The organism is Streptomyces sp. YIM 121038 (assembly GCF_006088715.1).
Taxonomy (GTDB): domain Bacteria; phylum Actinomycetota; class Actinomycetes; order Streptomycetales; family Streptomycetaceae; genus Streptomyces.
Genome location: NZ_CP030771.1, coordinates 9,885,244 through 9,907,240, shown reverse-complemented (window position 1 = coordinate 9,907,240; position 21,997 = coordinate 9,885,244). Strand labels below are relative to the sequence as shown.

The following is a 21,997-nucleotide window of genomic DNA, read 5'->3' as shown; positions in this document are numbered from 1 at the left end:
GCGCTAGCTCAGCGCGAGGAGGTCCAGCAGGTCCTCGTTGTAGAAGTCGTCGAGGCCGCAGGCCCCGGACAGGGTGCCGAAGTACCGGTCGACCAGGTCCTGGCGGCCGGCGATCGCCCGCAGCAGGGAGAGCCGTGACTCCGGGACCCTGAGCTCGGCCGTCGTGAGGGTGCTGCGGTAGAAGCCCAGGAACCGCTGCTCCAGTTCGGCGGCGTACCGCGCGAGCGCCGCGTCGAGGCGCGGCTCCTCGTCCAGGCCGGTGCCGATGCTCTCGACGAGGAGCTCCGCCTGGAGGAAGGCGTCGGTGATGCCGCGCGCGGCGATGGAGTCCTTGTGGTGGGCGGCGTCACCGACCAGCGCCCAGCCGGGGCCCGCCGCGCGGCGCAGGTAGTTCTGCTGGTCACCGGTGCCGTAGAGCCGTTCGACCCGGCGGGCGTCGGTCATCCGCTCGGCCAGCCGGGGAGCGGTCGTCCGCACCGCCTCCAGATAGGCGGGCTCGGCCGCGGCGCGCACGGTCTCGAAGTCGGCCTGCGGGAAGTACGTCATCACCAGCGTGAGCGCGTCGTTGGTCGGGATCACCCCGATCCACCGGCCGGGCCGCTCGTACAGCTCGAAGTCGGCGGGCAGGCCTTCCCAGTAGCTGTAGTAGGTGCAGGTCATGCGCCGGTCCTCGGTGACCGTCGGGGCCTGTGCACGCCGGGCGACGAGCGAGCGCATGCCGTCGGCGCCGACGACGAGCCGGGCGCGTTCGACCGACCGCTGCCCTCGGGGTGTGGTGTACGCGACTCCGGTGACCCGGTCGCCGTCGAAGAGGAGGTCGTCGACGCGGCACCCCTGGCGGAGCTCCGCGCCCGCCGCGACCGCGGCGTCGGCGAGGAGCGGGTCGAGCACGTGGCGGCGGGGCGCCCATCCCGCCCGCCGGCCCCCGACGGGCGGTGAACAGCCCGAGACGCTGACGTCAGCGGCCTCGTACCGGACGCGTTCGAGGGGCGGGCAGCCGGAGTCGCGCACCGCGGCGAGGAGTCCCCAGCGGTCCAGGAGCGCCGTGCCGGGCTGGTGGATGTAGTGCGACGAGAGCGTGTCCCGCGGGAAGCGGACCCGGTCCAGGAGCAGGACGCGGTGTCCGGCGCGCGCCAGGAGCATCGCCGTAGGAGATCCCGCGCAGCGCGCGCCCACCACAATGACGTCGTACATCTGTCTTCTTCCTCCTGGTTGTCGGGCCGTGGACGGTATGGGCCCGTTGATTGCGCGGGGCCGCCGCGCCTTAATGAGGGCGGCGACGCTGGTGCCGCTGCCGCCGGAGCTCGCCGGGGAGCGGAAGCTGCTGCCCGGCCTGCTCGCGCTGTCCGACGTCCTGAGCACCGGGCACCACGCGGCGGTGAGCGCGCAGGTGCGCCCGGGCGCCACGGTCGCGGTGGTCGGCGACGGCGCGGTGGGGCTGTGCGGGGTCCTCGCCGCGCGGCGCCTCGGCGCGGAACGCGCCCCGAGCTCCTGCCGGACGTACTGTCCGGCGCCCTGGATCCGGGGCCCGTCTTCGACCGTACGGTCCCGCTGGCCGAGGTGCCGGACGGCTACCGGGCGATGGACGACCGATCGGCCCTGAAGGTCCGCATCACGTTCTGAGCGCGCGCTGCGGCGGTACGGGGGCGGCTCCGCTGCCGCGGGGTGTCCTCGTCCCGTCAGGCGGCGCGCTGCACGTGCCGGACCAGCCACCTCAGCAGGGGATCCAGATCGGCGGCGGCCGACAGGACCCGGTCGACGGCCTCGGGGGTGTGCAGCCAGTCCCCGTCGCCGAGGTACCGGGCGGCGATCAGCGAACGGTGGCGCAGCAGGTGGGTGCGGGCGTGGTCCACCGGATAGCCGCGCGGGGGGCGTTTCATCACGTCCCCGGAGATCCCGTAGCCCTTCTTCCGTACGTCCTCGACGATGCCGGCCAGGTGGCGGCCGCTCCCCTCGGCGGCCACGGCCTTGCGGAACACGTCCACCTGGCCGGGGTCGGGGTACCACCAGGCGCCCTGGATCCGCAGGCCGTCCAGGTCGAAGCGGAGGCCGATCTCGATCTTCCGGCCGAGGCGGATCACCGCGCCCTGGTGCTGCCACCACCACGCGTCGGTGCGGTAGTGCCAGACGGAGAAGTCCTCGTAGCGGGAGTCGGCGTCCGCGACCTCGTGCAACAGGGCGATCATCGGCTGCCGGACGAGGTGCTCGCGGTCCGCGCGGCAGCGCTCGCGGGTCGTGTGGGACGGCTCGCCCTGCAACTGCACCAGCACGTCCATGGCCCGCTCCGGCCAGCCTGTGAACCGTCCACGCATCCGCGCAGGATAGCTCACCCATGATCCGCGCGCGGGGACAGCGAGACGGGCAGGGAGGCGTAGCCCCAGACGTGGTGCGAGGCGTTGCGGCGGGGCTCGCCTGCCAGTTCCACCTTCCCGGTGCGGTGGGCGAGTTCGCCGAGGAACACGGAGAGCAGGAGCCGGGCGAGCGGGGCGCCCAGGCAGAAGTGCACCCCGGTGCCGAACGTGAGGTGGCGGTTGGGCCGCCGGTCGAAGCGGACGGTGTCGGGTTCCTCGAAGGCGGAGGCGTCGCGGTTGACCGACGTGAGCCACACCACGACCGCGTCACCGGCCTTGATCCGGGCGCCGGACAGGGTGAGGTCGCGGGTGGCGACGCGCAGCACGTGCGTCGCCGGGGCCGTCAGGCGCAGGATCTCCTCGACGACGGGCGCCGTCTCCAGGCGGCCCGCGCGCAGTTCGGCCCAGGCCGTCGGGTGCCTCAGGAGGGCGAGAAGGCCGGAGGTCATGGCGTTGCGGCTGGTCTCGGTGGCGGCGACGATCACGTTGTCGCAGGCCAGGATGATCTCCTCGTCCGAGATGTCCTGGCCGCGGGAACGGGCGTGCAGCAGCGCGGAGACGACGTTGGCGTCGGGGGCGCCGGGCGGTTCGAACAGCGCCTCGGTGTAGTAGCGCAGGATCTCCAGATGGGCCTCCTGGACCTCGCCGCTGTCCACGTCGGCGCCGGTGACGCAGGCCATGGCGGCCTCCAGCGGTCCGACGGCGTCGTCGCGGACGCCGAGGAGTTCCGCGGTGACGGCCAGGGGGATGCGGGCGGCGATGTCGGTGGCGACGTCGCAGTGCCCGGCCGTCAGCGCCTCGTCGATCAGCGCCGCCGTGACCTGGCGGGCACGGGTTTCGAGGCGGGCCATGGCGCGCGGGGTGAACAGGGGGGTCAGGGCCTTGCGGATCACGTCGTGGCGGGGCGGGTCGGTGAGGGCCAGCATCGTCCCGGCCCCGGGGTAGGGCTCGGTGAGGTTCTCCCGGAGCATGGTGCCGCGGGTGGAGGTGAAGTCCTTCCACTCCCTGAGCACCCGTTGGGCGTCCTCGTAGCCGGTCACCGACCAGAAGCCGCCCCGCTCCCCCTCGTCCTGCCAGCTGACCGGGCGCGTGTCCCGCAGCTCCCGCCACAGGCCGTGGGGATCGCCGCGGGCGTACAGGTCCGGGTCCGTCAGGGAGGGCGCGGGGCCGGAGAAGGGGCACTCTGGGGGCGCGAGGGGCACGGGTGCACTCCGTTCGGGGTCCGGTGGGGCCCTAGGGCCGGTCGGCGAGGAGGTCTTCGACGTGGCGGGCGAGCTCCCGCAGCTGGGGGTGCTGGTAGACGGCGCGGGTGGAGATCACCACGCCCAGGCTCCTCTTGAGGCCCGCGATCACCTTGAGGGCCATCAGGGAGTGCCCGCCGAGCACGAAGAAGTCGTCGTCGGCGCGGACCCGGTCCCGGCCGAGGACCTCGGCCCAGGTCCGCGCGATCAACGGCTCGACGGGCCCGGTCGGTTCGAGGTGCCCGTCCTCGTCCGCCGGGCGCGCCGCCCGGGCGCGGTCGGCCGCGGCGGGCAGGGCGGCGTGGTCCAGTTTGCCGTTGGCGGTCAGCGGCATGTCCGGCAGGACGGCGAGGCGGGAGGGCACCAGGTAGGGCGGCAGGGTCGCGGCGAGGTGGCTCAGCAGGCGCGCCGCCGTCCGTTCGGGGGCGTCGGCCGTGGCGGGGCCGTGGGCCAGGGTGCAGTACGCGGACAGGCCGCGCGCGGCGTCCGCGGTGACCGCCGCCGCGGCGACGTCCGGGTGGTCGGCCAGGGCCGTCTCGATCTCGCCCGGTTCGATGCGGAAGCCGTGCAGTTTCACCTGGCGGTCGGTGCGGCCGAGGTAGTCCAGGGTGCCGTCGGCACGGCGTCGTACGCGGTCCCCGGTGCGGTACATCCGGGATCCCGGCGACGCCGCGGCCGCGGGGTCGGGCAGGAACCGTTCCGCGGTGAGGGCGGGTCGGCCCAGATAGGCCTGCGCGACACCGGATCCGGCGAGGAACAGCTCGCCCTCCGTGCCGTCGGGCACCGGCCGCAGCTGGGCGTCGAGCACCTGGCCCCGTACGCCGTGCAGCGGCAGGCCCAGATGCGGGCGGTCGCCGGTGATCCACGCGGCGGTGGCGTCGACGGTGGTCTCGGTGGGGCCGTAGACGTTGACCGCTTCGACGAGCCCGCGCTCGGCCGCCAGCGCGAGGTCCCGCCACAGGGGCGTGGGGATCGGCTCCCCGCCGACGAACAGGCGCAGCGGTGTGCCACCGGGGTGGTCGAGCAGCAGGTCACTCAGGACCTGCCAGTGCGAAGGGGTCACGTCGAGGTCGGTCACGCCGTGTTCGCGCACGTGTGCGGCGAAGGCGGCGGGTTCGGAGCGCAGCCGGTCGTCGATCAGGACGAGGGTGTCGCCGCGGCACACCCGGGCCCACTGCTGGACGGACGCGTCGAAGGAGACGCTGGCGTTCCAGCCGACCGTCCTGGGCGCGTCCGCGTAGAGCCCGCCGTGTTCCAGGGCGGCGATCAGGTGGGCCACGCCGCCGCGGGAGACGACGACGCCCTTGGGCCGGCCGGTCGAACCCGAGGTGTAGATGACGTAGGCGGGGTCGTCGGGGGTGGGGGTCGTCTCCGGGCGGCGGGCGGCGGTGTCCGGGGCCCGCTCGTCCACGGCCACCGGGCGGACGCCCGGGTGGGGCGCCGGGTCCGGCCGGTCGGTGACGACCAGGCGCAGGTCCGCGTCCCGCGTCATGTGCGCGAGGCGCTCGGCGGGGTAGCCCGGATCGAGCGGGACGTACGCGCCGCCCGCCCGCCACACGGCGAGCAGCGCGACGACGAGGTCCACCGAACGCGGCAGCCGCACGCCCACCAGCGTGCCGCGGCGCACACCGTGCCCGGCGAGCACGTCGGCCAACCGGGCGCTGTGGTCCGCCAGTTCGCCGAAGCTCAGGCAGCGCTGTCCGTCGCGGACCGCGGGCCTGTCGGGCGTGCGGTCCGCCGCCCGCAGGAAGCGGAGAACCGGATCCCCATGAGGTGCGGGCGCTGCCGGTGCGCCGTCCGTGTCCGGCATGCCGGCCGCCTCCGAAGCGCGGGGGGTCATGTGCCCAGTCCCGCGAGGGCGGGCACCGTGGGTCGGCAGTCCTCCACCCGGACGGGTTCGCCCATCGCCACCAGGATCCTGCGCTTCCCCCGGAAGGCCTGGCGGCCGTGGGCCGCGAGCACGTTGTCCACCATCATCAGGTCGCCCGGTCGCCAGCTCTCCCAGACGGTGGCGCGGTCGTACGCGGCGTGGATGGCGGCGATGTCCTCCTCGGTGAGGGGCTCCCCGTCGCCGTAGGAGGTGTTGAACGGGAGCCGGTCCGGGCCGAGTTCGCCCGTCAGGACGTCGCGGATGTCCGGGTCGAGGGACCAGGCGTTCCAGAACGCCACGTGGTTGAACCAGACGTCGTCGCCGGTGCGCGGGTGCCGGATGACGGCGGAGCGGCGCTGGGTGGTGCGCAGGCTGCCGTGCTCGTCCCAGCTGTGGGCGATGCGCTCGCGGCGGCAGTACGCGGCCACGGCGTCGGCGGAGTCGGTGCCGAAGGCGGTGCGCCAGTCCAGGGAGAGGTGCTCGTCGTAGGTGCGCGTCAGGGCCCAGCCCTGCCGCCGGAACCGCTCGGTGAGCTCGTGGGGCAGGTGTCGCAGCACCTCCCGGCAGTCCGCGACGGGGGTGGCGCCGCCGTGGTCGGGCGCGGTCAAGCAGCAGAACAGCAGGATGCCGGGGAAGGTGAGGGTGTAGCTGTTCTCGTTGTGCAGCCGGATGGGCTGGCTGGGCGGCAGGTCCGTCGAGGAGAAGACGTCGTCGCCGTACGCGGTGCGGGGGGTGGCCTTCTCGCGGTAGGCGGCGTTCTCGGTCAGGAGCCGGTTCCGCAGCGCCGCGAAGTCCTGGGGTGTGGAGATGGGCAGGCCGCGCACATAGACCGCGCCGTACCGGTCGAGGGCCGTGCGCAGGGGTGCCCGTACGGAGTCCAGCCAGGCGCCTGCCTCGGCCACGTCCTGGGTGTGCGGGGCCTGGACGAGGGCGGGTCGTCCGGCCGGCTTGACGCAGTCCACGATTGCCTCTCCTTGTGAAGGGCGGTTCGGCCCGGTCCTGGTGCCGGGCGGTCAGCCCGGCGTCGGCCGGTGTGCGGTCAGCGCCGCGAAGTGCGTGGGCAGCGCCTCCCAGACCGCCGGGGTGTAGAAGTGGCCGCCGGGCAGCCGGTCGGCGCGCAGGGTCCCGCTCGTCGCCTCGGCCCACTGCCGGTCGGCTTCCGGTTCGATGACGGGGTCGTCCGCGCCGTACAGGACCTGCACGTCCACGCTCGTGCGGGTCTTGGTCGGCCGGTAGGAGTCGCGCACCCGTACGTCGGCCCGCATCAGGTCGATCGCCATGCGGCGCAGGTCGGCGTCCTCCAGCACGTAGTCGGGCAGTGATCCGCTGGTGCGCATCCAGAGCAGCAGGTCCTCGTCGCCGTCCTCGGCGCGCGGGAAGCGGTCCCGTTCGGTGACTCCGCGGTACGGGGCGTTGCAGGAGGACACGACGAGGGTCTGCGGCAGCGGGCCGCCCCGGCGTTCGAGGCGGGTGGCCACGTCGTACGCCATCCAGCCGCCCATGCTGTGGCCGAACAGGACGTAGGGCAGCTCGCCCGCGGCGCTGCGCACCGCCTCGGTGGTGTCCTCGGCCAGCTCCTCCCAGCCGGGGGCGAAGTCCTCGGCGAACCGGGCCTCCCGGCCGGGGTAGCACACCAGCGCGAAGTCCGTCTCCTCGTCGAGCAGGGGGCCCCAGCCGCGGTAGGCGCCGGTGCCGCCGCCGCAGAAGCCCAGGCAGACCAGGGTCCGCCGGGCGGCGGGCCGGTGCAGGGGGCGGATCACGGCCCGCCGCGGGTCGAGGCGGGTGGTCATCGCGGGGCCCCTCTCCGCCGGGGTGCTGTCGCGGCCCGGTGTCCCGGGCGTGCGGACGTGGCCCTGAGGTCGCTCACTTCGGCTCCTTCCTCGTGCCCGGCGCGGGTCCTGGCACGGCACGGCCGTGGGGTCGTGTGCTCGGGTCGTGCGCGTGAGTCGTGCGGATGGGGTGCACGCGTGAGGCGTGCGCGTGAGGTGTGCGCGTGGTCGTTCCGGTGGGGTCAGATCTCGCTGAAGTTCAGGCCCGCCTCGGCGATCGCGGTGAGTGCGGTGGCCAGTCGGGGCGCGTGGCGCTCGTCGAGCAGGGTGAAGTGGTTGCCGGGCACGGTGTGGGTCACCACGTCGGGGAGCACCTCGCCCCAGCCGTGGTCGGGCCCTTGGCGCAGCGCGGCGTAGGGGTCGGGCGAGGCGTCGGCCTCGGCGGCGCGCAGGAGGTGCACCGGGCCGTCGTAGGGGTGCGGGGTGTAGTCCAGGTACGCGCCGCGGTTGCGCTCGATCGCCCGCCGCAGCCGGGTCAGTTCGTCGGGCGCTTCGTCGCCGATGGCCGTGTCCAGGCCCTCCGTGGCGATGATGTCCAGGTCCAGGAGCGCGGCGCGCGCCGCGGCCCGTTCGGCGGGCTGCAGGCGCCGTCCGTCGGGCGGCACCCAGGTGTCCAGCAGGACGGTGCCGGTGACGTCCTCGCCGCGTTCGCGCCACGCGCGGGCCATCTCCAGGGCGATGCACCCGCCCATGGACCATCCGGCGAGCAGCACGGGGCTGAGCCCGCGCACGCCGTCGACCGCCTCGACGTAGCGGGCCGCGAGGCTCTCGACCGTGTGCTCGGCCTCGCCGTCCGGGGACTGCAGGCCGAGGACGGAGAAGTCGTCACCCAAGGCCCGGGCGACGGCGTGGAAGGGCAGCGCCGACCCGGACGTGGCGTGGACGAAGACGACCAGGGGCCTGCCGGGGCGCGGCACCAGGGGCACCAGGCTGGTCTCCGGGGCGCTGTGGGTGAAGTCGAGGCGCTCGGCGAGCCGCCGGACCGTCGGCGCCTCGAACACGTCGGCCACCCGCAGGCGCACGCCGAGGCGGCGCGCGCACACCGCGATCAGCTTGAAGATCTTCAGGGAGTGACCGCCCAGGTCGAAGAAGCTGTCGGTCGCCCCCACCTCGGGCAGGCCGAGCGCCTCCGCGTAGCTGAGGGCGAGCTGGCGCTCCACCTCGCCCTCGGGCGGCACCCGGGGAGTGGTGCGCGGGAGCGTCTCGCCGAGCCAGGCCCGTTGCAGGGCCCTGCGGTCGGTCTTGCCGTTGACGTTGACGGGGATGGCCTCGACGGCCTGGACGCCGGCGGGGACCATGGTCTGCGGGAGCGCGCCGCGCGCGTGGTCGAGCAGGGCCGCGGCGTCGAACCGGGCGCCCGGCGCGGTGCGGACGAAGGCGGCGAGCGCCCGGTCGACGCCCTCGCCCACCGTGACCACGACGCATTCGGCGACGTCGGGGTGGAGGCGAAGCACCGCCTCCACCTCGGCCAGTTCGATGCGGTTGCCCCGGATCTTGACCTGGGTGTCCAGGCGTTCCAGGAAGGTCACCGTGCCGTCCGGCCGGTAGCAGCACAGGTCGCCGGTGCGGTACATGCGGCTGCCCGGCGGGCCGTACGGGTCGGGCAGGAAGCGCTCGGCGGTCAGTTCCGGGCGGTGGTGGTAGCCGTGGCTGATGCCGATCGGGGAGCTGAGGTACGCCTCGCCGGGCACGTTGACCGGCACCACGTTCAGCTCCTCGTCCAGCACGTACATCCGGTAGTGCCGGTGGGGGCGGCCCAGGGGCACGACCGGGTCGCCGGGGGTGTCGGCGAGGCGGGTGCTGATCATGCAGGCGGTCTCCGTCGGCCCGTAGCCGTTGATCAGCTCGGTGCCGAGGGCGGCGAACTTCGCGTAGAACGCGTCGCGCAGGCCCGGGGTCACCACTTCGCCACCGGTGTGCAGATAGCGCACGGCGCGCCAGCGCCCGGGGTCCTCGATGTGGTCGACGACCGCCTGCAGCAGGGTCGGGGTGAGGTACACGGTGGTCACCGCGTGCCGTTCGACCACCTCCACCAGCTGTTCCGGGTCCCTCTCCGCGCCCGGCGGGCACACCACGACGCGGGCGCCCACGTACAGCGGCCACAGGATCTCCCACAGCGAGGTGTCGAATCCGTAGGACGTCTTGAACAGCATCACGTCGTCGGGCCGGTAGGACAGATGGCGCTGCATCTCCAGGATGTCGGCGACGGCGGTGGCGACCGGACAGATGACGGCCTTCGGCTTGCCGGTGGATCCCGAGGTGTAGAGCAGGTGGGAGACGTTGTGGCAGTCGCCCTGGGCCGGGAGGTCGCCCTCGGGCTCGCCCGCCGCGGCCGTGTCGAGATCCGCGAAGGTGTGCACGGCCCAGGTCCCGACGGGCATCCGGCCGGTGCCGTCCGCCTCGGCGACCACGAGCTCCGGGGCGGTGTCCTGGAGCATGAACGCAAGGCGGGCGTCCGGCAGTTGGGGGTCAAGCGGCACATAGGCCGCGCCGCTCTTGGCGACGGCGTACACCATCGCCAGCGTGCGGACGCCGCGGTCCATGAACAGCGCCACCCGGGTGCCGGGCCCGGCGCCCAGGCCGCGCAGCGCCCGCGCCAGGCGGTTGGCCCAGGCGTTGAACTCACGGTAGGTGAGGGTCCGCTCGCCCACCTCGACGGCGACGGCGTCGGGGGTGCGGGCGGCCTGCTGCTCGAAGGGCTCGGCCAGGGTGGCGTACGGGACGTCGAGCGCCTTGTGGGGGTTGAGGCCGTACAGGATCCGCTGCCGCTCCGCGTCGGTGACCAGCGGGTGGGTGCCGACGGCCGCGTCGGGGTCCGCTGCGAGTGCGGTGCTCAGGTGCAGCCAGATGTCGCGGAACCGGTCGAGGGTCGTGGCGTCGAAGAGGGCCGCAGAGCACTCCATGACGCCGCTGACGCCCTGGGGCGTCTCCGACAGGGTCGCCGACAGCTCCCACTTGGCGGTGCCGTACTCCAGGAGCTTGAGCGGGTTCATCTGCGCGCCGCGCAACTGGAGCCGTTCGTCGCTCTGGAAGCCGAAGAAGGTCTGGAAGACGGGGTGGGTGGTGAGGCGGCGCGGGGTGCCCAGGGCGTCCACGATCCGTTCGAAGGGCACCGTCTGGTGGTCCTGGGCCTCGGCGGTGGTGGTGTGCACGGCGCGGATGACGTCGTGGAACGACGCGGCGGCGACCACGTCGGTGCGCAGCGCCACCGACTTCACGAAGCATCCGGCGATCCGCTCGGCGTCGGGGTGGTCCCGGCCGCTGAGGGCGGTGCCGACGACGGTGTCGCGCTGCGCGGTCAGCCGCATCAGGAACACCTTGTAGGCGGCGAGCAGCACGACGAACAGCGTGGTGCCGTTGCGCGTGGCCAGGTCCTTCAGGGCACCGACCAGACCGGGCGGCAGGTCGACGGCGACGGAGTGGCCGCTGCGGCTCGGCTCGTCGCCGCGCGGCCGGTCGGCGGGCAGGTCGAGGACGGCCAGGTCGCCGCCGAGCTTGTCCTTCCAGTAGGCGAGTTCGACGACGGCGCGGTCCTTGTCGGCGGTGTCGTCGAGCCAGGCCGCGTAGTCGAGGAAGCCGACGTCCGGCGGCGGCCCGAGCGGCGCGCCCGCCAGCAGGGCGCTCAGCTCCTCCATGTACGTCGACATGGAGGCGTAGTCGTTGACGATGTGGTGGACGACGAACACCAGCAGCACGGCGTCGCCGGGCAGGGCGACGGCCGAGACGCGGAACAGGGGCGGCCGGTCGACGCGCAGCGGCACCTGGGCACTGGCGTTGGCGATCTCCTCGGCGCGGCGCTCGGCGTCCTCGGCGGGCAGTGCGCGCAGGTCGTGCCAGTCCACGTCGGGGTCGAACGGCGGCCGGTCGTACTGGCGGGCCTCGCCGTCCTCGACGGTGATCCGCAGCCGCAGCGCGTCGTGCCGCTCGACCAGGGTGCGCAGGGCGCGGCGCAGGTCGGCCTCGGTGCAGGCCCAGGGGATGCGCAGGTTGTCGAAGCAGTTGTACTCGGTGCTGTCGGGGAAGAGCTGGGTGAAGAACCAGATGCCCGCCTGGGCGGGGGTGAGCGGCACGCCCGTGCCGGGCCGGTGCGCGGGGATGGCCAGGTGGCGGGTGGTGGTGACGCTCTGGCTGAGCAGTCGCCTGATCAGTTCGTGCCGGGCGTCGGTCGTCCTGTCCATCTCAGCCTCCCGAGCCGCGTGCGTTGAGTGCCTCGATGCGCTCGGCGGCCTCCTGCTCGGACATCGAGCCGACGAGCTCGCCCAGGGTCCGTTCGATGAGGGCGGCCAGGCCGCGTACCGTCGGGTCCTCGAAGAACGCGGCGACGGGGACGCGGATGCCGAACAGGGCGGAGATCCTGACCATCACCTGGGCGACCTTCAGCGAATTGCCGCCCAGGGAGAAGAAGTTGTCCGTGGGCCCGACGTCGGGCAGTGCGAGGACGCGGCTCCACAGGCGGCACAGTTCGGCCTCCAGGTGCGACCGCGCCTGCTCGCCCTCGCCGCGGGCCGCCCTGTCCTCGGCGGTCGGCGCGGGCAGCGCGGTGCGGTCCAGTTTCCCGGAGGCGGTGTAGGGCAGGGCCGGCATGCGGACGTAGACCTGGGGCAGCAGGTGGCTGGTGAGGCGCTCGGCCGCCCACCGGGCCAGCTCCTCGATGTCCACGTCCGTGCCGACGACGTAGCCGACCAGGGCGGCGTCGCCCTGCTCGTCGGGGCGCACCAGGACCGCGCAGTCCCGCACGCCGGGTCCTTCGGCCAGGACCGCCTCGACCTCGGCGGGTTCGACCCGGGCGCCGCGGATCTTGGTCTGGGTGTCGGCGCGGCCCAGGAAGAGGATCTGTCCGTCGGGGGCGTGCGCGCCGAGGTCCCCGGTCCGGTAGAGGCGTTCGCCGGGTTCGAGGGCGTAGGGGTGCGGGACGAAGCGCTCGGCGGTCAGCGCGGGCTGGTGGTGGTAGCCGCGGGCGAGGCCGCCCACCCCGGCGACGCAGATCTCCCCGGGGACGCCGTCCGGCACCGGCTGGAGCGCCTCGTCGAGCACGTACGGCCGGTACAGGCCGACCTGGCGGCCCACCGGTACGTGGGCGGCGTGCGGCGGCACCCCGGTGTCCAGGTGCGGCCGCCGGCCCGCCCAGACGGCGAGCTCGCACGTCTCGCTCTGGCCGTACGCCGAGTGGATCTCGGCGTCGCCGAACCGCTGCCGCACCCCGTCGAGGAGCCGGGTCGGCAGGGCCTCGCCCGAGGTCTGCACCCAGCGCACGCCGGGGAACTTCGCGTCCCCGGCCTCGTCGAGGAACACCTTGAGCATGGACGGCACGAAGTGCACGAACGTCACCTCGCCGCGGGTGAGCAGATCGACGAGGTGGGCGACGTCCCCCTCGCCGTGCGGCTCCGCCAGGCGCACCGAGCCACCGGCCGACAGCGGCGCGAGGATCTCGATGACCGCGACGTCGAAGATGAGCGGCGTCTTGTGCAGGGTGACCGTGCCGGGCCCCAGGCCGTAGTACTCGGCCGTCCAGTCGACGCGGATCGCGGCGCACGTGTGGTCCGTGACCACGCCCTTGGGGACGCCGGTGGAGCCGGAGGTGAAGTAGATGAACGCGGCGTGGTGCGGATGCACGGGGGTGCGGGCCGTGCCGCGTTCGGCGGTGTCGTCGTCCGGGTGCTCGCTCACGCACGGGATGTCCAGGCCGTCGACGGCGCGGGTGCCCGGTGCGCAGACCACCAGCCGGGCGCGGGCCGAGCTCAGCACGGTCCGGACGCGTTCGGGCGGCATCCGGTCGTCGAGGGGGACGAAGGGCGCGCCGCACTTGAGGACGGCGAGCAGGGCCACGACCAGTTCCGTCGAGCGGCGCAGGTGGAGGGCGACCGGCCGCTCGGGTCCCGCGCCCAGGGCGGTGAGCCGGTCGGCGAACCGCTGGGCGCGGGCGTCGAGTTCGCCGTAGGTCACGGTCTCGTCGGCGGTGAGCAGCGCGACGCGCTCCGGGTGGCGGGCGGCCTGCTCCTCGAAGGGGCGGTGCAGCGGGTGCGGCGCGGGGGCGGCGGTCGCCGCGGCGTCCGTCGCCGCGATCCGGGCCGCGGCCTGCTCGGCGCTCAGCAGGCGCAGCGAGCCGACGCGGGTGGCGGGCTCGGCCAGGGCGTGGCGCAGCAGGGCTTCCAGGGCGGCCGGGGTCCACCGCCCGTCGGGCGCGGCGATCTCCGCCGTGGCCTCGTCGGCTCCGGGCGGTGTGGCCAGTACGACGTGTACGGCGTCCTGTCCGTCCGGGGCGCTCGGCGTGGCCTTGACGGGCGGGGCGGACGGAGCGGTGGGAGCGAGCGAGGCGGACGGCGTGGCCGGGGCGGGCGGCGCTGGTGACGCGGCGTGGACCTGTGCCACGAGGTCGGTGAAGCGCACCGCGTCCGTCACCCGCACCGCCGACGGCGTACCGCCGGTGATCAGTCGGCGCTCCTCGACGCGGTCATAGCGGAACAGCGTCGCGGCCACCGCCGCGGCGAGGACCGTCTCCGCCGTAGCGCCGTCCTTCCGCGCGAGGGCCGCGGCCCGGGCCATGAGGTCCGGCGGCAGGGCCAGCCGCACGGCCGGTCGGTGGGTTGTCACTGGTGGTCCTCCCCCTCCGTGTGGCGGCCCGCGCTCGACGGTCCCGCGAAGCCGCAGGTGAGTTGCGCGGTACGGGCGGTGATGCTCGGGAAGCGGTGCTCGCACTCTCCGATGAACGGGGTGCGGTACGTGGGCGGCAGCCCTTCGAAGGTCTGCTCGCCGTACGGGTACAGGCCGTTGAGGGACACGTCGATCAGCGCGGCGCGCAGCCGGCGAAGGAGCTGGTCGAGCACCTGCCGCTCGGCGACGGGGCGGCGGACCGTCAGGAAGAAGTGGTCGTAGAAGATCGAGCGCACCGCCCGGTCCTGGAGGCGCATCTCCCCGACGGACTGCTGGAGCAGGGACTCGCTGCCGGGCACCAGGCGGGCCGCCACGGCGCCGTGCACGACGTGGTTGACCCGCAGCGCCTCCTCCAGCTGGGGGTTCCCGAGGCCGTCGGCGGTGCCGGGGACCCGGCCGTGGAAGAGGCGGCGCACCGGGCGGTAGTCCGGTGCCCAGCTCCCGCTGAAGCCGTGGTGGTGGCGGTGCATCGCCGGGCGGATGACCCGCTCGTAGCTGTCACGGGTGCAGGAACTGGTGTACAGCATCATGGCGTTGTACCCCTCGGCGAGCCCCGCGAGCAGTTCGGCACCGGTGCGGGGCGAATCCGGCCCCGGCGATGGCGATGGCCCCGGCTCCGCCTCCGGCAGGCGGGCAAGGACCCGCGCCATCAGGTGCCACAGCAGGAACGAGATCTGGTGCCCGGTGATCCACCGGAACCAGAACACGTCGTCGAGGGTGTCGCGGTCGGCGAGGTGGATCTCCTCCTGCGACAGCCACGCCGTGGCGTGTCCGAGCCTGCGCGCGGCGTGCTCCAGGGCGGCGTCGGCGGCGGGGTCCGGGCCGTCCCGGTCGAGGCCGTCCGGCTCGGGCAGGTGGAGCGGCTCCAGGCCGTAGGGGTAGGCGCCGAAGTCCCACTCCGCCACCCGCGTCGCGGTGGTCACCTCGGCGGCCCTCCCGCTCACGGGCGCGCACCGGGTATGTAGGTGAACTCGAACTCGAGACCGTTGACGTCGAGGAAGTAGAAGCTCTCCACTCCGTCGGCGTCCACCACGACGTCGGTCGCGCTCTCCTGGTCGGCGAAGGTGTAGGAGCCGGAGCGGAACAGCGCCAGCCAGTGCTCGCGCCAGGCCACCAGTTCCGCGGAGGAGCCCGCCTGGAGGCACACGTGCTGGTACTGCGCCGCCTTGGGGTCGGGCGGCTGTGCGGCGCTGCCCTGCCGGTCGAAGAGGTGGAAGCGCACCGAGCCGCACTCCAGCTCCACGAGGGTGGTGATCCCGGGCAGCCTGCTGAGGGTGAGCGACGAGAACGTGGACAGCGTCCAGTTCGGCGTGCAGCCGAAGAAGTCCTGGTACCAGTTGAGGGAGTTCTCCAGGTCCGCGGTCTGTACGCCGATGTGGTTGAAGGACGGCGCCGTCGCCGGTGGCGCTCCCGGGGCACGGCTCGTGCCGGGCGGCGGCACGCTCATGAGGTCTGCTCCCCGGCCGCGGCCTCCATGCTCCGGCGCAGACTGGCCGGGCGCATGTCCGTCCAGACCTCGGCGATGTGCGTGAGGCAGGCGTCCTTGGGCCGTGGCGGACCGATCACTTCCCAGCCGGCCGGCACGTCTCTGCCCGCCGGCCAGATGGAGTACTGCTCCTCGACGTTGCGTACGACGAGGAAGTCGGGCTCGCTCGCGGCCTCAGACGTGGTGTCCACTGCCGTCACCTCCCACAAGGCTCTCTACGGTGGCGTCGCCGCCCGGGTCCGATGCGGTGCGGCCGTCGTCCAGGGACATGCCGAGCAGCTCGCCGATCAGCTTGTCGATGCGTTCGTCGTCGGGTTCCAGCGTCGGCGGGCCCGGATCGCGCTCCGCGCGCGGCCAGTTCGCACAGGCCCGCCACGATCCGTTCGCGGTCGCGGACGATCCGGTGCGCCCCGCCCGTGTCCGGCAGCCCTTCGGCGAACCGGGGCAGGAACTCGCTGGAGTGGATCACACGGTCGAGGTCGACGCCTTCGGGTATCCGGGGCTTCCCGCCGGGGCAGGTGTGCAGCGGGTCGATCTCCCGCGCGGCGATGGCGAGCGCCAGGTTCGACGGTCCGAATCCGATGCCGACGACGTCGTACGGCTCGGTCGGCGACGGCCCCGCGGCAACAGCGGACTCCACAGCTTCGTTGAGCAAACCGGGTACCCCGTCCTCTGGTCCCTTTGCCGGTGCACAGCCGCGTCAGCCCATGGGCAGGCCGCCCAGGGGATTCGAGGCACACCACCCGCGCGATCGGCTCATGCGCATGAAAAACGAGGGGCGGCAAAGGATTGGAATGTTATTGATGCGCCATTTCGAAAACACGGCCTGCTCGAGGGAGGTGCAGACGGAGTAGCCGTCCGACGTGTCCGGCATCGGCCAATTCGGCACCCGCCTTCACCATGCGATCAACATTCAACGAAGCCCAACACTACGGTGATCGAAAATTCCAGTCAACAGTGGAATCAGGACATGGCTCCCCTCCCCCGCAACTCCTCGGGGCGGAAACGCATCGGCCCACATTCGACGACATGTGCACTGATGACAGCCGTGGGCGGAGATCACTTCACCACCCCGTCGAGACGTACGGAACCGGCCCGTGTGAACGTGGTGCGAAGCGGTTCGCCGCCCACCCGCCGCCTGTCGCCACGGTGTTGACTGGCGAATATCACCGGGCTACCGTCGCCATGACTCCCGGTCCCGCACCATGCGTCCGCATCTCCGGGGCCCGTGCCCGCTGCATGGCCGCGCGGAAGAGCCGCCAGGCCACGCGAAGACGAGGCGTGACTCTCCATTCATCGGCAATTCACGCTGCCGCCGCTGCCCTCACAAACCTGTTTCTGGAAGGACTGGCGAGTTTGCATTCTCATCGCGTCAGCACGGTGGAGATAGACGAGGAAAGACTGGCCAAGGAGCTGGAGCAGGCGAAGGAGTTCGACTTCGCCGAGCCCTATGACGAGTTCCTGTGCAGCCGCCCGGCACGCCGACAAGGGCAGATCATGCTCTGGGCGCCCGGGGGCGACAACGGGGACGGCATCATCAAGCACTACGACGACGGCTGCGCGTCGGGTGTCACGGAGTACGGCCGACAGCTGCCGTACCTCGTACAGATCATGGAAGAGTCGTTGTCCATGAGCCATCTGCGGTTCGCCCGGCTGGCCGCGCTGACCTCGAACGTCCTGGTCCCGCACCGCGACTACGTCGAGTTCGACACGGCCGCCGCCACCGACAGGCGCCCCGCGCACCGGCTGCACATCCCGCTGATCACCTTTCCGGACTGCTACTTCAGCGACGACAACGTGGTCTTCCAGATGGCGGCCGGGGAGGTGTGGTTCCTCGACGTCACCAAGGTGCACAGCGCCGCCAACCTCTCCGACGAGCTGCGCCTGCACCTGATCGTCGACTTCGTCGACACCGAGGACCACGACGAGCTGCTCACCCTCGGCACCGAGCCCGAGCGGGTGATCCCCGACTCCCGCGTCGTCCACCGTCCACGGCTGCCGGACGCCGCACGGCAGGCCCTGTACGGCCTGGCCGACGTGGTCGACCCGGGCAACCTCCGGGAGGTGTTCGGCCTCGTCGCCAGGGCGGGCTTCCAGTACGACGGCGGCGAGAACTTCTTCTGGCGGACGATCGCCGAGATCCGCGACCGGGTCGCCGATCCCGCGATGGCCGCGCGCCTCGCGGAACTGGACGACTACTTCCTGTGCGCACGCACCACGTGACCGGCGCCGCGGAACCCGGGCGGGCCGCGCTGCCCGGCGGCACGGCCGCGCCGCCCCGGCGGTCGATGCGGCACGGCGTGGTCATCCTGCCGGAGCACCCCTGGCCCCGGGCCCGTGACCTGTGGCGCCGGGCCGAGGAGCTGGGCTTCGACCACGCCTGGACCTTCGACCACCTGATGTGGCGGCGGCTGCGCGAGTCGACGTGGTACTCGGGCCTGACGACGCTGACCGCCGCGGCCGCCGTCACGACCAGGCTGCGGCTCGGCACGCTGGTGGCCAGCCCCAACCTGCGCCACCCGGTCTCCTTCGCCAAGGAGCTCATGACGCTCGACGACATCTCCGAGGGCCGCCTCATCTGCGGGGTCGGGGCGGGCGCCCAGGGCTTCGACGCCGAGGTCTTCGGTGCCGCTCCCCTGTCCCCGGCCGAACGGGCCGCGCGCTTCGAGGAGTTCGTCGAGCTGACGGACCTGCTGCTGCGCGAGGCGGAGACCAGCTACAGCGGCCGGTACTTCCAGGCGCGGGAGGCCCATATGCATCCGGGCTGTGTCCAGCGCCCGCGGGTGCCGTTCGCCCTCGCGGCCGGCGGCCCCCGCGGGATGCGCCTCGCGGCCCGGCACGCACAGTCCTGGATCACCGTCGGGGTCCCGGGACGCTTCCAGGAGGGCCGCTTCGACCGGATGGCCGGGCTGCTCGAGGACCAGCTCGCACGGATCGACGAGGCCTGCGCCGCCGAGGGCAGGGAGCCGTCCACGCTCGCGCGGATCGTCGTCGCCGGTGAACAGCTCGGTGGCGTCCTGGAGTCGGCGCAGTCCTTCACGGAGGCCAGGGAGATGTTCTCGGGGATGGGCTTCACCGACATGGTGGTCTTCTGGCCCCGCGCGGACTTCCCCTTCGCGGGACGCCCCGAGGTCCTCGACGCCATCGCGCCGCTGCTGCACGAGGGCGCCGACACCGCGTCCCGGCATACCGACCCCACGGCGCGTCCGGCATGAGCGGCACACCGCCGGACGACGGCGCCCACGCCCTGACCGGTGCGCTGCGCGCGGCCGGGGTCTCCGTGTGCTTCACCAACCCCGGCACCTCGGAGATCCATCTGGTGGCGGCGCTCCAGGACACCCCGGGCACGCGCACCGTGATGTGCCTGTTCGAAGGGGTGGCGACCGGCGCGGCCGACGGCTACGGCCGCATGGCACCCGTCCCGGCCATGACCCTGCTCCACCAGGGTGCCGGGCTCGCCAACGGCCTCGCCAATCTGCACAACGCCCAGCGGGCGGGCTCCCCCGTGGTGAACGTCGTGGGCGACGGGGCGATCACCCACCGCGGCCTCGGCGCGCCCCTGGAGTCCGACGTCGCGGCCCTCGCCCGCCCCATGTCGCAGTGGGTCCGCAGCAGCGCGCACGCCGCGGACCTGGCAGCCGACGCGCTCGCCGCGCTGCGGGCGGCGTGCGGTCCGCCCTCCGGGGTGGCCACCCTGGTCGTCCCCTCGGACGTGGCCTGGTCGCCGTGGAGCCCGGAGCCACCGGGCCCCGCGGCGCCGGACCCGGCCGCCCCCAGCGGGCGGCAGCAGCACACGACGGCCCCTGCCGGCGCTCCGGCCGAAAGCGCCCGCGCGTTGCGGGCGGGCCCCGGCACCCTGCTGCTGCTCGGCGGGCGGACGCTCACCGCCCGCGGCCTCGCCGCCGCCGACCGCATCGCGCGGGCCACCGGCGCCCGGATCCTCGCCGAGCCGTTCCCCGGGCGGCTCGAACGCGGCCTGGGCGTGCCGTGCGTCGAGCGGCTCAGCGCGGCTCCCGAGACCGCGCGGGCCCGCCTCGCCGATGTCACCCGGCTGATCCTGGCGGGGGCGTCCCGGCCCGTCACCGCCTTCGCGACCCCCGGGGTGCCCGGCGACCTCGTCCCGCCCGGCTGTACGGTGACCCGTCTCGCCGATCACGGCCAGGACGTGGCCGACGTACTGGACGAGGTCGCCGACCAGGTCGCCCCGCGCACCCGGCCGCGGCCCCACGAGGCGCTGCCCGGACCCCGCCCTTCCCCCGGGGCCGAGCTGACCGCCGAGACGGTGGCGCGGGTGGTGGGCGCCGCGCTGCCCGAGGGGGCCGTCCTCGTCGACGAGACCAACACGTCCGGCGCGGCCCTTCCGGCCGCGACCGCCTCGTCCGCGCGGCACGATCTGCTCACCCTGTCCGGCTTCGCCATCGGCCAGGGCCTGCCGCTCGCCGTCGGCGCCCAACTCGCCTGTCCAGAGCGGCCGGTGATCTGTCTGGAGGCCGACGGCAGCGCGATGTACACCCTCAGCGCGCTCTGGACCCAGGCGCGCGAGAACCTCGACGTCACCGTCCTCGTGCTCAACAACCGCAGCTACGCGATCCTGCGCCGGGAGGCCCGCCGCATGCTGGGTCCTTCCGCCGAGCCGCTGGCGGACCTCTTCGACCTGGACCGGCCCGACCTGGACTTCGTCCGCCTCAGCGAGGGCATGGGCGTACCGGCGTGCCGTGTCCGGACCGTCGGCGAACTGACCGACCGGTTGAAAGGGGCGCTGTCCGAGCCCGGACCACACCTCATTGACGTGCCGGTGCCCGCGGCCCACTGACCCGGCGGAGCGCCGCGACCGTACGAAGGACCAGGACCTGGTGAGGAGCGAGCAGCCCGTGACGACCGAGCCGCACCACGCATCCCGACCGACGCGCGCACCCGAGGAGGCCCTCGCCGGCCTGTTCGCCGAATGCCTCCAGATACCCTCGGTCGGTCCCGACGACGACTTCTTCGTGCTCGGCGGCTACTCGCTGACCGCGACGACCCTGTCGGCGCGCATCCGCAGCGCCCTGGGCGTCGAGGTGACCACCGCGGACATCTTCCGCAACCCGACCGTGCGGAGCCTGCGCGCCGCCCTCGACAGCGGGCGCGAGGCGGCGCGCCTCGTCCGGCCCGCCGACCGCGCCATGGCGATCCCCGCGTCCTTCGCCCAGGAACGCCTGTGGATCCTCGACCAGTTCACCGGCCCCAGCAGCCTCTACAACGTCGCGATGGTCCTCCGTCTGAGCGGCCCCCTCGACCAGGCCGCCCTGCGTAGGGCACTCGGTGACGTACTGGAGCGTCACGAGGCCTTGCGCACCCGGGTCGTCCTCGGTGAGGACGGGCCCGTGCAGGAGGTCCTTCCGGCACCGCGGGAGGCGCCGCTGCACCACACCCGCGTGACGACGGGCACGGTGGTGGAGGCCGTGCGGGAGGCCGCCGGTCGCTCCTTCTGTCTGGACACCGAGATCCCCTTCCGCGCCGCGCTGTTCGCCGACGACACCCGCGCGGACGGCTCCGCGGCTGACGGCTGCGACGCGTACGTCCTGCTCCTGCTGATCCATCACATCGCGGTCGACGGCTGGTCCAACAATCGCCTCACCAGGGACATCGGCCTCGCCTACCGGGCCCGCATCGCCGGGCGGGACGTACCCTGGGAGCCCCTGCCCGTCCAGTACGCCGACTACGCGGTGTGGCAACGCGCCCAGTACGCCCCGGACCGCCCCTCCCCCACGGCCCTCCGGCAGACGGAGTTCTGGCGCGCCGCCCTGGCAGGGGCCCCCGAGCCGCTGGTGATGGCCACCGACCGCCCCCGTCCTCCGGTGCCCAGCGGCAGAGGCGACCAGCTGCCGCTGGCCCTCGACCCGGCGCTCCACCGGGACCTGCTGAGCACGGCCCGGCGCTCGGGCTGCACCGTGTTCGTCCTCGTCCACGCCGCACTCGCCCTGCTGCTGCACCTGCGCGGCGCGGGAGAGGACGTCGTCATCGGCGCGACCGTGGCCGGGCGGCCGGACGCCTCCCTCGACGGCCTGGTGGGGTTGTTCGTGAACACCCTCGTGCTGCGGGTCGATCTGTCGGGCGCCCCCACGGTGGCCGAGGCGGTGCGCCGTACGCAGGTGACGGACCTCGCGGCCCTGGAGCACCAGGACCTCCCCTTCGACCGTGTCGTGGAGGTGGTGAACCCGCCGCGGTCGGCGGCGTACGGACCGCTGGTGCAGGTCCTCCTGGCGTTCCAGGCGGGCCCCGTCGAGCCGCCGGAGCTGACGGGCCTGCGCGCCGAGGCCGAGATCCTGCCGCTCAAGGTCGCCAAGTTCGATCTCACCTGGGAGCTGACCGAGGCCTTCGACGGCGACGGCGGACCGGCCGGTGTCACCGGGCACCTGGAGTACGCCGAGGACCTCTTCGACCGGGAGACGGCCCGCGCCATGGTCGAGGACCTGGGTCTGATCCTGCGGGTCATCGCCGGGGAACCGGACCGGCCGATCCATGATCTCCCCTGTGGTAGAACGGCGTTCGCCGAAAGCAGCGGCGACCTGTGAGCGCCGGGCCGACCG

Annotated in this window: 15 protein-coding genes and 1 pseudogene; 5 read left to right on the top strand and 11 right to left on the bottom strand. The window is 73.5% G+C overall.

What is annotated here, in order from left to right:
• Window positions 1–3 precede the first annotated feature (3 nt).
• Window positions 4–1,194: an NAD(P)/FAD-dependent oxidoreductase gene (locus C9F11_RS41835; protein ID WP_138965690.1), complete on the bottom strand. Its 1,191-nt coding sequence runs from the start codon at window positions 1,192–1,194 to the stop codon at window positions 4–6.
• Between the two features lie 85 nt (window positions 1,195–1,279).
• On the opposite strand from C9F11_RS41835, the pseudogene C9F11_RS41830 reads away from it, so the two are divergent.
• A pseudogene (locus C9F11_RS41830) lies at window positions 1,280–1,623 on the top strand (hypothetical protein); the annotation flags it as partial.
• Window positions 1,624–1,679: 56 nt separating this feature from the next.
• Here C9F11_RS41830 and C9F11_RS41825 read toward each other — a convergent pair.
• The 10 genes from C9F11_RS41825 to C9F11_RS41780 form a co-directional block, all read right to left on the bottom strand.
• Complete coding sequence (locus C9F11_RS41825) at window positions 1,680–2,312, bottom strand: DUF2461 family protein (protein WP_249402117.1); 633 nt, start codon at window positions 2,310–2,312, stop codon at window positions 1,680–1,682.
• 14 nt (window positions 2,313–2,326) lie between these two features.
• Window positions 2,327–3,553 carry a cytochrome P450 gene (locus tag C9F11_RS41820; RefSeq protein WP_138965688.1) on the bottom strand — a complete coding sequence of 409 codons (1,227 nt, stop codon included), beginning with the start codon at window positions 3,551–3,553 and terminating at the stop codon, window positions 2,327–2,329.
• Window positions 3,554–3,584: 31 nt separating this feature from the next.
• On the bottom strand, window positions 3,585–5,402 hold the full coding sequence (locus C9F11_RS41815) for a non-ribosomal peptide synthetase (protein WP_138965686.1): 1,818 nt from the start codon (window positions 5,400–5,402) through the stop codon (window positions 3,585–3,587).
• 26 nt (window positions 5,403–5,428) lie between these two features.
• On the bottom strand, window positions 5,429–6,424 hold the full coding sequence (locus tag C9F11_RS41810) for a TauD/TfdA family dioxygenase (protein WP_249402116.1): 996 nt from the start codon (window positions 6,422–6,424) through the stop codon (window positions 5,429–5,431).
• A 51-nt stretch (window positions 6,425–6,475) separates the two neighbouring features.
• A complete protein-coding gene (locus C9F11_RS41805; protein ID WP_138965682.1) occupies window positions 6,476–7,252 on the bottom strand; it encodes an alpha/beta fold hydrolase in 777 nt (258 codons plus the stop codon).
• Between the two features lie 221 nt (window positions 7,253–7,473).
• A complete protein-coding gene (locus C9F11_RS41800) occupies window positions 7,474–11,469 on the bottom strand; it encodes a non-ribosomal peptide synthetase (protein WP_138965680.1) in 3,996 nt (1,331 codons plus the stop codon).
• Between the two features lies 1 nt (window position 11,470).
• Complete coding sequence (locus C9F11_RS41795; protein ID WP_138965678.1) at window positions 11,471–13,882, bottom strand: non-ribosomal peptide synthetase; 2,412 nt, start codon at window positions 13,880–13,882, stop codon at window positions 11,471–11,473.
• Window positions 13,879–14,865, bottom strand: a complete 987-nt coding sequence (locus C9F11_RS41790) for a hypothetical protein (protein ID WP_138965676.1) — start codon at window positions 14,863–14,865, stop codon at window positions 13,879–13,881. Before C9F11_RS41790 ends, C9F11_RS41795 begins: the two co-directional genes overlap by 4 nt.
• Window positions 14,866–14,882: 17 nt before the next feature.
• On the bottom strand, window positions 14,883–15,389 hold the full coding sequence (locus C9F11_RS41785) for a VOC family protein (protein WP_249402115.1): 507 nt from the start codon (window positions 15,387–15,389) through the stop codon (window positions 14,883–14,885).
• Complete coding sequence (locus C9F11_RS41780) at window positions 15,386–15,628, bottom strand: MbtH family NRPS accessory protein (protein WP_212767884.1); 243 nt, start codon at window positions 15,626–15,628, stop codon at window positions 15,386–15,388. Before C9F11_RS41780 ends, C9F11_RS41785 begins: the two co-directional genes overlap by 4 nt.
• Before the next feature lie 1,156 nt (window positions 15,629–16,784).
• On the opposite strand from C9F11_RS41780, the gene C9F11_RS41770 reads away from it, so the two are divergent.
• From C9F11_RS41770 to C9F11_RS41755, 4 genes are read left to right on the top strand one after another with little or no spacing between them, the layout of a single operon-like run.
• Window positions 16,785–17,651 (top strand): aspartyl/asparaginyl beta-hydroxylase domain-containing protein, encoded by an 867-nt coding sequence (locus C9F11_RS41770; protein WP_171076029.1) that lies wholly within the window; start codon window positions 16,785–16,787, stop codon window positions 17,649–17,651.
• Window positions 17,633–18,643, top strand: coding sequence for an LLM class flavin-dependent oxidoreductase (locus C9F11_RS41765; protein WP_249402114.1), 1,011 nt, complete (start codon window positions 17,633–17,635; stop codon window positions 18,641–18,643). The genes C9F11_RS41770 and C9F11_RS41765 overlap by 19 nt, the downstream gene beginning before the upstream one ends.
• A complete protein-coding gene (locus tag C9F11_RS41760) occupies window positions 18,640–20,241 on the top strand; it encodes an acetolactate synthase large subunit (protein ID WP_138965670.1) in 1,602 nt (533 codons plus the stop codon). Before C9F11_RS41765 ends, C9F11_RS41760 begins: the two co-directional genes overlap by 4 nt.
• 58 nt (window positions 20,242–20,299) lie before the next feature.
• Window positions 20,300–21,982: a condensation domain-containing protein gene (locus C9F11_RS41755; RefSeq protein WP_171076028.1), complete on the top strand. Its 1,683-nt coding sequence runs from the start codon at window positions 20,300–20,302 to the stop codon at window positions 21,980–21,982.
• Window positions 21,983–21,997 lie beyond the last annotated feature (15 nt).